Here is a 12,637-nt window from a genome sequence, read left to right as displayed (position 1 = left end):
CTTTAGCGGTCGGAGTCGGGTAGTTTACCCGCACGCAAACGAGATTTTGCCTCGGTGCCGGCAGGGATCCCAAGTAGCAGCCAAAACCTAATCTTGAGTATCCAACCTGCGCACCAACCAGCGCCGCAGCGGATGCCACACCGGCAAGGATAGGATCCAGCGGGATTGCTGCTCCAGCATGAGACGCTCCACCGGATACAGGCCGAACAGCTCATAGCGGCTTTGGGCAATCAGGATCCCCATCGTGAAGCTGACACAGAGCAACAACCCCAAAGTCGGCCATCCTGGGCGGTGAAACAAGGCATATCGCAGGCCCGTCCAAGTAAAGTAATCCCACAGGCGGGCTATATCCGCTCGCAAAGCCCAAAGGCTAGGGATCCCGACCACCAGCCACAGCAGGCCCAGAAAGATGAAGCTACCACCGTGATAGAGGCGCAGCAGACGCTTGGCTGCCGGAGACAGAGCTTGAGTGCCAGAGGCAGCTTTCTTTTCCGCAGCTGAGCCAGGATCAGGGAGCAAGGGCATGGGGATCCCAATTTTCGACACCTCAACACCCATTTTGGACTTATCTCCGACGCAATAGCTCGGTTGCATGGGATCCTCGAACTCAAACGAGTACTTTTCTGCTTTCGGCTCGCCCATTTTAAGGGATCGATGCACAGGGAGCCCAGTTGTGGCTCTCCCGCTGCACAGCGCCATCCAAAAAGGCACTGATCAAAGCATCTGCTCAAAGCATCTGCCGTCTGCAAGTCTTCCTTATCCGTACAGTCAAGTTTCCTGAGAGACGCCCAGACGTCCCGTTCCAAGAGCTTGGCAGACGATCTCTTTGACGTTCATATCCTGAGCGAAAACCAACATTCCCATGGTGAAGGGATCCCGCCCTGGCTCCCCAAGGCAAACCGCGCAATTTGCCCAAGCAACACTGCGGAAATCCAAGCCAGAGGCAGGTGGGCAGGGTTGGGGATTGGGAACTTGGTCGGGGATATAATGGCTCTGCACCCTTTTCTTCGGCCTTGCTAGCTCAAAGGATAGAGCACCGACCTTCTAAGTCGATGGTTGCAGGTTCGAGTCCTGCGCAAGGCGCTGGCCTTGCCCTCTAAGCCTTGCTTGGGGTTTCCGACAAGCTGCCCTGATGGGGGCACCACATCTGAACCATCACCTGCCGAGAGTGGCTTTCTACCCGCAGGGATCCGCCCATCAGCTCCACTGCCTTTTGAACCAGCGATAGACCCAAGCCCGTTCCCCCGGCGTTGCGGCAATCCAACTGGGGGATGCGATAAAACCTTTCAAAAAGGCGGGGCAACGCTTCTGCAGGAATTTCCACCCCTGTATTGCGCACCGTGATCAGCCAGCCGGGACGGCCATTGGAGTTAGCCTGGCTCACACTCAAATAGATGCTTTCCCCAGTGGGGGTGTACTTACACGCATTGTTTAAAAGCTCGCCAACCACCCGCGACAAGAGGCTCTCATCTGTGTAGAGGGGCGAAAGGTCGGGATCCCATTCCACCTGAAACTGTTGGCCCTGTTGGGCAGCTCGCAGCCGGAAGGGCTCGGCAAGATTGGGGATCCATTCCTGGGGAGATAAACAGGTAAGTCTGAGGACTTTGTTTCCGGATTCGAGGGCTTGCAATTCCAACAGGTCGTTGATTAACTCCAGCTCGCGGTTGGTCTCCATCTCCAAAATTTGAAAGTAGCGCCTTTCCCGCTCGGTTAGGTTGGCTTTAGATAGAAACCCAATAGCCAGCTTCATGTTGGTGAGAGGTGTGCGCATTTCGTGGGAGACCATGTGCAGAAACTCATCTTTGAGTTGGTTGAGCTCCTGCAACTGTTGCACCTGACGCTGGATCGTTTGATAAAGACGTGCTTGGCGAATGGCGATGGCACATTGGCCGGCTACCCGTTGGATAAGCCGTTGTTCCCGCTCGGTAAATATCTGCCCCGGTGGACGGGATCCACAAATATTCCCCAAAACAAGCAGTTCCTCGTCTTGCCCTGCCAGATCCCTTTTTTCACAGATGGGGGAGACGATCAGGGTACAGCGGTCATGGTTAGGCCAGCAGGGGTGATGGAGATTGCTGAAGTGGCAAAGCTGTCCGCGCTGGAGCTGACGAAGCACATGGGTGAAATCCGCAAACGAAACCTCCAGGGGAAAGCGCCGGATCCCTTCTCCGGCCAAATAGTCCACCGCCAAAACGCTGACCTGCCGCTCTGGGTCATGAAGGGCAATGGTGCAATTGGATAGGTTCAAGCTCAGGGCCAGTTCTCGGGCTACCGTTTCCAAGATTTTTTGTTCATCCAAAGTGGAGCGAATTTCTTCGGTGATGAGCTGGAGTAGCGCTTCGTCGTTGTAAGCTTGTTCGAGCTCTGCATTGCGCACCCGCACTTGGTAATCCAATTCAGCATTGGCCTGCTGCAGCTTTTGATAAAGCTCTGCCTGCTGAATGGCCACTGCCAGGTGCTCCCCGATAGCCTTGGCCAACTCGATCTCATCGGTTTGCCAATCCGGATCTGAAGTCAGGCGCCGCAGCGATAGCCCGCCCCACATTTGTTCCTGACAAGCCACCGGGATCACCAGCCAAGGGCCCAGTTGGTATTCTCGCTTCTCATAAATGGCAAAGGGATCGGCAATCTGCTCCGGATCCTGGACATGAAAAATTTGCAGCCGTTTCAAATGATCGAAAACCATAAAATCCCTGCTATCCGGCAGTCGCAGGTTCAGATTGTTGGGCAAATTAGGAAATCGGCTATGGCTGGCAATGCCCAACCACACGGCCTCAGCGGGCAGGTACTGATAAAGGGTAACTCGTGCTGCCTGCAACACTGCCCCCACTTCCCGCACCGCCACATCAAATAGGGTGGGTAAGTCCAGAGAGGTGTTGATGGCCTGAATGAGCTGATTAAACAGTCTTTCTCGCTGCAATTGCCGCTGCAGTTTCAGCTCAGCTTGCTTGCGAGGGGTGATGTTTCTGATGATCACCAGCACTTGATCTTCCCCAAAGGGAACGATGCGGGCCTGGCGATATTGGGGCTGAGGGGATCCCTCTGGGCAGGGGTATTCGATCTCTTGAGCTTGCCGGGTTGCTAGGGCCAGCTCCAGATGCTCGCGAATGGCTTGGGCTGTGGGCTCTGCCGCACCGGCGCAGACGACCTCAGGAAACAGCTCTTCAGGAGTTTTGCCCAGGTAGTAGGCAGGGGGATGGGGGACAGAAAAATGGCTGGGCGGCTTGAACTCCAGACAGCGGCCCTGGCGATCCAGACGAAGCAGCATGTCGGGCAGGGCTTCCAGGAGCTGGCGATAGTGGCGCTCTCGCTCGGCCAAGGTGGCCTCTAGTTGCTTGCGCTCGCTGATGTCCAGGGTCACGCCGACAATCTCGCCGGGATCCCCTTTCGGCCCCAAGAGCACAATCCCCTGGGAAAGCTGCCAGCGCATCTGGCCGTCGGCCTGGTAAACCCGATATTCCACCGAAAAGTTGGGATCCCCCTCTACCGCCCTGGGCCCAGCCGTCTGCAAAGCTTCTTTCACCCTTTGGCGATCTTCCGGGTGAACGTGCTGCAAAAACACTTCCAGGGTGAAATCTTGGCCGGGATCCAGCCCGTATTTGGCCTTGCACTGGGGAGAAGCACTCAACTCCCAGGTGCGCAGATCCAGTTGCCAATAGCCCAGTTGGGTGGCTTCTAAGGCCAAATAGAGATGCTCTGGATAAAAGCTGCCGTCTCCTGGCCGCACCGGCACCAGGCGGTATCGAGTTGAAGCCATCTCCCTCACCAGACGGTTAATTTGCCGCAAGCCCTGCCTCATTGTGGACGATTTTCAGGAGACGTGAGGGATCCTACTATTCGAATTGTTAGAAATTCCTAACCTTAAGCATGGCTTCAGGGTAACTCTTACGATATGGATATGTGTTCTCCGACACCAAACCTTCAACTTGAGCTGGACTTCAACTTCACGGGGAGAAGGCCTAGGGTCACACCCTGCTGATGCGACCGGGAGGCTTTGGGCCGGGCTTGTGGGAAAGGGGGGTGCCTCTGCTATAGTATCGTCAGTTGCATTTCGGATCCCAAGTGGTGGGATCCCCCTGGCAGGTAGGGTCGGGGCAGGTTTCGAGACATTTTTGCGTTTTCGGGAGAGGTCAACGTTGGGTTGTGCCTTCTCGGTGTGATCCTGCCCTTAGCCTGCGTGAAGCGTTTTCTCTTTTTTATGCTTTCCTGTGCAACGTTAAGCCTGACGTTTAATCTCAGAAAGTTTCTGCTGCTCTTAAGTTTGGGTTTGTTCCTGGCAAGGCCTGTATTCAGATTTTCCCGATGGGTTGACGGTTTCCTGTTCGCCCTGGCGCGGCTTCTCAAGGTGCCGTTGCCCTCTTCATTTGGTTAGCGGACGGGGAAACAGAAGATTGCTAGATCTGGACAATTAGCAGGGCCGAGGTTGTCTTCACTTCCTTGGGCTTTGGCTTAAGTTTTCCTTTCCCCGGGTATCTCTTGCAAAGTTGCCCGATGTTGGCGATGGCAACAGGATAGTCTGTTTAGCCTGCTGTTAGGTTTTCTGGATTCTCTGAGTTGGGTTGATGGGCTGGCCCGCGGCATGGCGAGCGAAGGGATCCCTTTGACCTTTCTCAGCAGACTTCTCCCTATTTTTTCCTAGCTCAACTCAATCATTTTCCAACTGAAGAATTCAAGGTTATTGCTGTGGTTTGTGAAGTTTCTCCCAGTTTGGATCGACATAGCCAGTCGAGTGAATCTGCTTTGCTTGGCCAGGCTTCATTGCCCCAAGGCCACCCCTTGGATCCCCTCAGTGCTGAGGAGATGCGGCAAGTGGTGCAGATCCTGCGCCGGCAACGGCCCCTCAGTTCTCAGGGGCGCTTTGTGACCATCCAGCTACAAGAGCCGGAGCGGCCTTGGATGGAAGCGTGGCAGCCGGGGCAGCCGTGGGATCGGCAGGCTTTCGTGGTGCTGTTGGATCCGGCCAGTGGCAACACCTACGAAGCCGTGGTCTCTCTGTCAACACAGCAGGTGCGCTCTTGGCAGCTCATTGCGGGCGTGCAGCCCCCCCTGTTGGATGATGAGGTGTACGCCTGCGACCGCCTGCTCAAGGAGGATCCCCAATTTTTGGCGGCTCTGCAGCGGCGGGGGATTGCCGATGTGGATTTGGTGATGGTGGACTACTGGACGGTGGGCTACTTCGGGATCCCGGAAGAAGAAGGGCGGCGGCTGGTGCGAGGCTTTTGTTTCCTACGTACTTCCCCTTGCGACAACGGCTATGCCCGCCCCATCGAGGGGCTCTACCCCTGGATTGACCTCAACCGCATGCAAGTTGTCAAGGTGGAGGATCGGGGTCTGTGGCCCTTGCCGCCGGAGTCCGGTAACTTCGACGAGCTGTTTTTCAAAGATTTTCGCCAAGACTTGAAGCCGCTAGAAATCACTCAGCCCCAAGGGGTGAGCTTCCAGGTGGACGGCCACCACATCCGCTGGCAGAAGTGGGATCTGCGCATCAGCTTTAACCCGCGAGAGGGGCTCGTCCTCCACCAGGTGAGCTACGAGGATCAAGGCCGCCTTCGCCCCATTCTCTACCGCGCCTCGGTAGCCGAGATGGTGGTGCCCTACGGGGATCCGCGGGATCCCCACTTCCGCAAAAATGCCTTCGATGTGGGGGAATACGGCATTGGCATGCAGGCCAACTCCCTGCGGCTGGGCTGCGACTGTCTGGGGGAAATCTACTACTTCGATGCCTGGCTGCCCACCAACAGCGGCGAGCCCATGCTTTTGAAAAATGCCGTCTGTATGCACGAGGAGGACTTTGGGGTGCTCTGGAAGCACACCGACTGGCGCACGGAACGGGCGCAGGTGCGGCGCTCGCGGCGGTTGGTGCTTTCCTTTTTCACCACCATTGGCAACTACGACTACGGCTTTTTCTGGTATTTCTACCAAGACGGCACGCTGGAGTTTGAAGCCAAGCTCACCGGCATCATCAACACTTGCGCCACGTTGCCGGGGGAAGAGCCGGAGTTTGGCGTCTTGGTGGCACCCCAATTGTCTGGCCTCAACCACCAGCACTTTTTCACTGTCCGCCTCGATATGGCGGTGGATGGGCCGTGCAACTCCCTCTATGAAGTGCATGCAGAACCTCTGCCTCTGGGGCCGGATAACCCTCACGGCAACGCCTTTCGCGCCCGCTCCACCCTGCTCAAAACCGAGCAGGAGGCTAAGCAAACGGTGGATCCCTTGCGGGGCCGCTATTGGAAGATTGTCAACCCCAATCGCCACAACCGCCTGGGACAGCCGGTGGCCTACAAACTGATGCCGGGGGAAAACGTCCAGCTTTTGGCCCACCCCGACTCTTGGCTGTACCGACGGGCAGGATACCTGGCCCACCACCTCTGGGCCACGCCCTACCATCCCGGCGAGAAGTTCCCAGCAGGGGACTACCCCAACCAACACCCCGGTGGCGAAGGGCTGGTGAAATGGACGCAAGCGAACCGATCCCTGGAAAACACCCGCCTGGTGCTCTGGTATAGCTTTGGCTGCAATCACTTCCCCCGCACCGAGGACTGGCCGGTGATGCCGGTTAGCTACATCGGCTTTATGCTCAAGCCCCTGGGCTTCTTTGAGTGCAACCCAGCTCTGGATGTGCCTCCTCCCCCGCCGAAGACCAAAGGCTGCTGCAGCTTTATTGACTACCCCCCTGCCTAGAGGGCGAGGATTCTTTCAAGTGCGAACAGCTTGGGCGCGACAGGAGTGAGAGGGGAGGCACTCTTCGCCCACGGGGCTTGAGACCTGGTTTCTGGGTCACCGTAGCAGGTGCCTTCCATTGCTCAGCCCCGGTCTTTGGTGCTGGGCAAAAGCTCTGCTCAGATCTGCTCAGATTGAGAGTTCACAAGCTGCTGCGAATCACAAACGAGTAGTTGCTGCCCGGTTCCAGCAGATAGTCGGATTTTTCCAGAAAACGGCTCAAGGGCTCGCAAATCAAAGCCCGCCCCACAGAAGGCTCCACTCTGAGCTCTCCGGCCCGAAAGCGCCAGCAAAAGCGCCAAACCCAACCATTGGCATTGACTTCCCCCTCAATGGCACCCTCTTGCCAAGAGCGGCGGGTAATTTGGATGTGGGCAGTGGTCTGAGGCAGTCGGCTCATCCGGCATCTCCCGACGGGATCCCTTGTAGGGTAGCGCGTGGCTCCCTCGCTGCCGCCAGCAGATCCAGCATGGGGAGTGAGGTATCAGAAGCTCAACCCGTGGGGAGGGATCCCGTACACAGGGTCAGTTCTTTCGATCTTCTGAGAGCGGCTGCAACAAACCCCCCAGGGTAGGGGGGCTGTTTCCTGAGCTCCTGCTAAGTAGGAAAAGCTGGCCAGAAGCTAGCGAGCGGCAGTTGCAAGGGTCTTCGAGGATTTTTTCTCTGGCTTTTCAGCCGCAACCTCTGCTAACAAAGCTCGCAGGCTGGGAAAAAGGAAGTGGTTCTCCTCGACATATTGCGCGCCGAACAACCCCTTCTCCGCCCAGAAAAACCGATCAACTGTATGTTCATTTCGTCGCACCAAAATAAGTGCGGGGGGCTGAATAGACTTCTCCTGAATATATTTTCGAGCAGCGGTTACAGACTTCTCCTCACCACTGTCCAAATTAAATTGAGGAATGTGATCTAAAATCTTGCGCCCTTCCAGACGACGGCGGCTCTTACGCTTTCTTCTCCTAACCAATGTAAGCCTCCTGTAGAAGGATGACCGAACAACCGCAACCGCAAAGAATATATCAGCGCTGCTTAAGAAAAGCAATAACTTTTACCCATTTTTGTTATCATCTTTTACAAAGGCAATAAAGACAGCAGTCGCCCTCAAAGCCCTTGAAGGGTTACTTATGGACGCGCCCAAAAAAATCTAATCGGGAACCTTTCTCCGAACAAAAAATCCTCCAACAATCGCCTGCAAAGAGAGCTGGCGATTGGGCGTTTGCTAGGTTGACTGCTGATATTGATGGGGGATCCGCGGGCTCTGACACCTGCGAAGAAAGTCAGATGCCGATGTGGGAGATCCGCATCAAATCTGGCCCCTAGCCTAACATTAACAAAAACGATACTCAACAGAACATATACCTAAGCTCAGCTTCAAGACAACCCCCTTTGGGCTGAAGTGCTAAGTCAATTGCCAGTGCTGCAAGTCTGGAGCTGCTCAACCGAGGAGAGAAAGGGGCACTCCGGTGCCGGGCTACCGTTGAACAGCGCATGTAAGACTGTACAACCAACTTCTTGTTTCTACAAGAGATCCCCAGCATGTCCATGCAGCCCTTGCGCGAGTTCATCCTGGGAGCCCTGGAGTGAGGAGTTCTGGTACCGTAGGGATTGGATAGATCCCGCGCCAGGTGACCGGCAAGCTGGAATGGGCTTGATGGGCTGCCAGGACTGCGTTGAACCGATTAGACGGAATTCAGGCATCTTGCTAGTCTGGCTTCAGGTTTGGCTGCACCTCAAGGGCTTAGGTCTATCTTGTCTGGGTTTGGGGAGTTTTGGGCATGATGAAATTCGCGTTGCTGATGGGTCTGGGACTCAGCTTGGGATCCCTGCCGGTTTGGGCACAGGGAGCAACCCCGTCGCCTGGCCCTGCTGCAACTGCTTCTCCAACTTCGGGGGAGGCTCCGGCCACAGCAACTCCCAGCCCTGTGGCATCTCCAGCCCTGACCCCAGAGCAAGTCACCGATGCCCAGGTGGAACAGTTGGTGCGGATTCTGTTGGAGTTGGATCCCCTGATTCGGGAAGCCAGCGCCCAACTGCGGGAAACCCAGAACGAGGAGGAGTACGAGCAAATTATGCGGCGCACAGAAACCCAAGCCAGCCGCATTGTCGAGGAGCAAGGGCTGACGGTGCTTCAATACCGCGAATTGATGACCTTGGCGAACGAAAATCCTGTTCTCAACCAGCGGGTTCGGGCCCGCTTGCAAGAAGTTTTGCAGGAAGGGGAAGCTTCCAACTCTCCAAAGCCGGCCACCCCGACGCCTACACCCTAGGCTGAGCTGGCTTGCCTTGGCCAAAGACAGGGAGAACCCGAGGCAGCCGCAAGGTAAAGCAGGTGTGGTTGGCCTCGCTGTTGAGGTGAATGCTTCCTTGCAACAGGCTTACCCGCTGCCGCACAAGGGCCAACCCCAACCCTGTCCCCCCTTGCCGCCAGGGATCCGCGCTGGGCACCCGATAGAACTTCTCAAATACCCGCTTTTGCTCTTCCAGGGGAATGGTTACGCCGGTGTTGAGGACTTGGATGTCCAGGTGGTCGGAATGGCAGGTGGCCTGAAGGCTGATCAGGTGCCCAGCAGGGGTGAATTTACATGCATTTTTCAGCAATTCCGCCAGCACCGACTTTAGCACTCCCGGCAGGGTAAAAATGGCAGACAGTCCTGGAGGGATCCCAAGGCTGAAGCGCTGATGGCGGCTATGGGCCTCCTGAGCAAAGGGCTCCGCGATCTGGGGCAACCACTCTTGCAGCTCCAACCAGCAGGGCTGCTGTGAACCGTTCGCGTTAGCGGGACGGAGTCCCTTGAGCATCTCCAACTGCTGCAGTTCCAGATGCTGAGTATCTGGAAGAGGAGGATTCGACAGCGGCCTTGGCGGGAGGACGGGCCGTGCCCCAGGTGCTGGGTCGCCGGAGTTAGCGGCAAAAGGGATGCCGCTGGGGGCCGGCTGCGCCATCCAACACCTCTAGGATGGCCTTGGCAGCGCGAGCCAGAACGCCGGGTTCTCCTAGGGCTGCCCGCATCGCGGCGTAGTCGGCTTGCAGTTGGGCTTGGCGTTCCGGCCGAGTTAGCAACTCCAGTGCCAGTTGGGCGATCTTCTCCGGCTGGGCCTGCTCCTGCAGCAACTCCGGCACAATGGGGCGCATCTGCACGAGGTTGGGCGGAGACATGAAGGGCACCGACACCCTCAGCCAATGGCGGGCGATCCAGAAGGTGAGGGGGTTAAGGCGATAGATCACCACCTGGGGGATCCCCAAGATGGCCGTCTCCAAGTTCACCGTGCCCGACTTGGCCAACACCAAATCAGCCGCTGCCAAGGCGAGGTGATGAGCTTTGTGGGGGGAGAAGAAGGGCAGAGCTTGGGGATCCAAAAGGGTGAGGTTGAGCCCAAGGCGGCGGGCAGCCCGCGCAATCGGGGCAGCAAAACGGGGCGAGGCCAAGGGCACCCAAAACTGCGCCTGAGGCAGGTGAGCTTGCAACAACTGAGCGGCCTTGAGCAAGACAGGCAGAACCGAGCGCAGCTCTTGCCGACGCGAAGCCGGCACCACCACCACCACCGTGGCTTCGGCAGGGATCCCCAACTGGGCTCTGGCGGCAGCACGGCTGGGCACAGCGGCCAAAATATCCAACAGGGGATGGCCCACATACTGGACATGGGCTCCTGCCGCCGCGTAGTAGCGGGCTTCCTCAGGGAAAATCGCCAACATCAGCCGCATCTGCTGGGCCAGTTGGTAGGTGAGGCGGGCATCCTGCGACCACACCCACTCTTGGGGAGCAATGTAATAGACGGCAGGGATCTGCCGCCGTTGCAGCAGACGGGCAATGCGGCTGTTGACGCCGATGTAGTCCACCAGCACGGCCACATCTGGCGGGTCTTGGGCTAAAAAGCGGCGAATCTTCCACTCCGTCCAGAGGGCGGGGCCGACAAAGGGAAGAGCCTCTAAAATGCCAACAGAGCTGATCTCGGTGGTGCGGTGCAACAGACGGGCCCCCGCAGCAGCCATGCGCTCCCCTCCCACGGCGGTGATGCGCAGCTGAGGGCGTTGGCGCAGCAATTCTTCGATCAGATGGCCGGCCTGCAGATCCCCTGAGACCTCGCCCGTGCAGATGAACAGGTGGCTCACTAGAGCTACGCTCCCGACCCCAATCTTTAGTCATCCAGCTCTGAAGTGCTCTGCACCGGCGGATCTTCCCCCCTCCCGCGCAGGGCCGGCAGAGGGCCACGTCGTTGGGGCTGGGAGAGGGAGTCTTCCAAAAATTGCAGCAGATGTTGCAGGGATCCCGTCTCGTCCACCCACTCTTTCCCCTGTAGGGAAAGGACATGGCGCTCTCCCTCCGCACCGCTGTTACAAACGACACACAGGCTGCTGCGCAGTGTTTGCAGCGCTTTTTCCAAAGGCAACCCTGAGCGGTACAAAAATCGGTAGACCTGCCGCAGCAAGGGCAGGGATCCCTCCATCCCTTGGGCTCGCCGCAGCCCCACCAAGTTCAGACCGCGGATGCGAGCCGGATGTCCTTCCACCAACATGTAGGGGGGAACGTCGCGGTCAACCCGGCTCATCGCCCCCACCATGGCCAAGCGCCCAATGCGGGTGAACTGGTGGATCCCGACCATGCCGCCAATGCGGGCTTGAGACTCGATGTGGATATGGCCGGCCAAGGAAACAGCATTGGTAATCACCACCTGATTTTCGATGACGCAGTTGTGGGCGACATGGGTGTAGGCCATCAGCAGGTTGTAATCTCCAATCAGGGTGGCTTCCCCTTCATTGGTAGCCCGGTTGATGGTGACGAACTCGCGGATGCGATTGCCTCTGCCGATCACCACTTGAGAGGGGGCGCCGCTGTACTTCAGATCCTGAGGCTCGGTGCCCACAACTGCTCCCGGAAAAATGTGGTTGCCCTCGCCGATTTCCGTCCAGCCATCGATCACCACATGGGCTCCCACCACCGTATGGGCAGCGATACGAACATGCTCGCCGATCACCGCATAGGGGCCAACCTGCACCGTTTCGTGCAGCTCAGCTTTCGGATGGATCACCGCAGTGGGATGAATCCGCTCCCGTGAGCGGTGCGGCGCACTTGCAGAGATGTTGGGAGTGGATCCCGCTGAAGCGAACGAACTCATTTCCGACCTAGCCAGCAACTGTGGTTACGCTCCCAACCCTGCGAAGGATCACCAAGACTTGACTCCAGGGGAGATGAGCCTTAGAGCTACGCCCCACTGTCGCGACAACATGTTTACCGTATCCCGACAGAAAGGCGCAAGCAGCCCCTGAGCCATCTTTCTATCCCAACACTTTATCTCAATTGCGAGAAACCCACACCGGAGCGCCTCCTGGATGGCCGCTGTTGGCCCATCAATCCACCAGGGAGAACATCAGCTCCCCCTCGGTTACCAGTTGCCCTCCCACCTGAGCGCGGCAGAACATCTTGCCAATGCGCCTCTGGCGAATGGTGAGCAAATCGGCGGAGAGCAGCAGCTGATCCCCCGGCAGTACCGGGCGGCGAAAGCGAACGCCATCGATCCCGGCAAACAGGGCCAAACGCCCGGCCACGTCCGGCAACTTGGTCAACACGATCCCCCCTATCTGGGCCATGGCCTCGACGATTAGGACGCCGGGCATGATGGGTCGGTTGGGGAAATGCCCTTGAAAAAAAGGCTCGTTGAAGGTGACGTTTTTCAGGCCCACCGCCCGTTGCCCCGGTTGATACTCCACAACCCGATCCACCAGCAAGAAAGGATAGCGATGGGGCAAGATCTCCAAAATCTGCTCCGTTGTGAAGACGGGGGGAGCAGTTGACAATTGAGCGGCTGCCTCAGCCGAGAGGAGGGGAGGAGGGGAGACATCAGAGGCCATGGTGAACCCACAGAGGCAGAGGACAAAACCAAATCCCGGACGGGGAGCATGACTCTAGTCAATAATAAG

10 protein-coding genes and 1 tRNA gene are annotated in these 12,637 nt (G+C 57.5%); 3 read left to right on the top strand and 8 right to left on the bottom strand.

Annotated features, from left to right (window positions below):
• Nucleotides 1-87 precede the first annotated feature (87 nt).
• A complete protein-coding gene (locus NW818_RS05790; protein ID WP_414341644.1) occupies nucleotides 88-525 on the bottom strand; it encodes a hypothetical protein in 438 nt (145 codons plus the stop codon).
• Between the two features lie 485 nt (nucleotides 526-1,010).
• Here NW818_RS05790 and NW818_RS05785 point away from each other — a divergent pair.
• Nucleotides 1,011-1,083: transfer RNA gene (locus NW818_RS05785), tRNA-Arg, on the top strand.
• 13 nt (nucleotides 1,084-1,096) lie between these two features.
• Here the strand turns inward: NW818_RS05785 and NW818_RS05780 are convergent.
• A complete protein-coding gene (locus NW818_RS05780; RefSeq protein ID WP_414424059.1) occupies nucleotides 1,097-3,757 on the bottom strand; it encodes an ATP-binding protein in 2,661 nt (886 codons plus the stop codon).
• A gap of 926 nt (nucleotides 3,758-4,683) precedes the next feature.
• On the opposite strand from NW818_RS05780, the gene NW818_RS05775 reads away from it, so the two are divergent.
• Nucleotides 4,684-6,684 carry a primary-amine oxidase gene (locus tag NW818_RS05775; protein WP_414424058.1) on the top strand — a complete coding sequence of 667 codons (2,001 nt, stop codon included), beginning with the start codon at nucleotides 4,684-4,686 and terminating at the stop codon, nucleotides 6,682-6,684.
• 181 nt (nucleotides 6,685-6,865) lie between these two features.
• Here the strand turns inward: NW818_RS05775 and NW818_RS05770 are convergent, their stop codons facing one another.
• Both NW818_RS05770 and NW818_RS05765 read right to left on the bottom strand, forming a co-directional pair.
• Nucleotides 6,866-7,123: a DUF3146 family protein gene (locus NW818_RS05770; protein ID WP_414329773.1), complete on the bottom strand. Its 258-nt coding sequence runs from the start codon at nucleotides 7,121-7,123 to the stop codon at nucleotides 6,866-6,868.
• Nucleotides 7,124-7,345: 222 nt separating this feature from the next.
• Entirely contained in the window at nucleotides 7,346-7,687 is a 342-nt protein-coding gene (locus tag NW818_RS05765; RefSeq protein ID WP_049749658.1) for a DUF3155 domain-containing protein, read from the bottom strand.
• Between the two features lie 808 nt (nucleotides 7,688-8,495).
• Between NW818_RS05765 and NW818_RS05760 the strand changes: the two genes are divergently transcribed.
• A complete protein-coding gene (locus NW818_RS05760) occupies nucleotides 8,496-8,987 on the top strand; it encodes a DUF4168 domain-containing protein (RefSeq protein ID WP_414424057.1) in 492 nt (163 codons plus the stop codon).
• On the opposite strand, the gene NW818_RS05755 is transcribed toward NW818_RS05760, so the two are convergent.
• The 4 genes from NW818_RS05755 to fabZ form a co-directional block, all read right to left on the bottom strand.
• Entirely contained in the window at nucleotides 8,977-9,663 is a 687-nt protein-coding gene (locus NW818_RS05755; RefSeq protein WP_414424056.1) for a sensor histidine kinase, read from the bottom strand. The two genes, NW818_RS05760 and NW818_RS05755, sit on opposite strands and share 11 nt — an antisense overlap.
• Nucleotides 9,623-10,831, bottom strand: a complete 1,209-nt coding sequence (gene lpxB / locus NW818_RS05750; protein WP_414424055.1) for a lipid-A-disaccharide synthase — start codon at nucleotides 10,829-10,831, stop codon at nucleotides 9,623-9,625. The genes NW818_RS05755 and lpxB overlap by 41 nt, the downstream gene beginning before the upstream one ends.
• A 26-nt stretch (nucleotides 10,832-10,857) precedes the next feature.
• Nucleotides 10,858-11,835, bottom strand: a complete 978-nt coding sequence (gene lpxA / locus NW818_RS05745) for an acyl-ACP--UDP-N-acetylglucosamine O-acyltransferase (RefSeq protein WP_414382304.1) — start codon at nucleotides 11,833-11,835, stop codon at nucleotides 10,858-10,860.
• Between the two features lie 232 nt (nucleotides 11,836-12,067).
• Entirely contained in the window at nucleotides 12,068-12,568 is a 501-nt protein-coding gene (fabZ, locus tag NW818_RS05740; protein ID WP_414328980.1) for a 3-hydroxyacyl-ACP dehydratase FabZ, read from the bottom strand.
• Nucleotides 12,569-12,637: the final 69 nt, after the last annotated feature.

Origin of the sequence: Synechococcus sp. R6-5, assembly GCF_047461775.1 — a bacterium.
Lineage (GTDB): Bacteria > Cyanobacteriota > Cyanobacteriia > Thermostichales > Thermostichaceae > Thermostichus.
This window is presented reverse-complemented; position numbering and strand designations above follow the sequence as displayed.

What these genes read in the sequence shown, in the direction of transcription:
- NW818_RS05790 (WP_414341644.1), bottom strand. Translation starts at nt 525, where the DNA reads ATGCCCTTGCTCCCTGATCCTGGCTCAGCTGCGGAAAAGAAAGCTGCC.
- NW818_RS05780 (WP_414424059.1), bottom strand. Translation starts at nt 3,757, where the DNA reads ATGGCTTCAACTCGATACCGCCTGGTGCCGGTGCGGCCAGGAGACGGC.
- NW818_RS05770 (WP_414329773.1), bottom strand. Translation starts at nt 7,123, where the DNA reads ATGAGCCGACTGCCTCAGACCACTGCCCACATCCAAATTACCCGCCGC.
- NW818_RS05760 (WP_414424057.1), top strand. Translation starts at nt 8,496, where the DNA reads ATGATGAAATTCGCGTTGCTGATGGGTCTGGGACTCAGCTTGGGATCC.
- NW818_RS05755 (WP_414424056.1), bottom strand. Translation starts at nt 9,663, where the DNA reads ATGGCGCAGCCGGCCCCCAGCGGCATCCCTTTTGCCGCTAACTCCGGC.
- lpxA (WP_414382304.1), bottom strand. Translation starts at nt 11,835, where the DNA reads ATGAGTTCGTTCGCTTCAGCGGGATCCACTCCCAACATCTCTGCAAGT.
- fabZ (WP_414328980.1), bottom strand. Translation starts at nt 12,568, where the DNA reads ATGGCCTCTGATGTCTCCCCTCCTCCCCTCCTCTCGGCTGAGGCAGCC.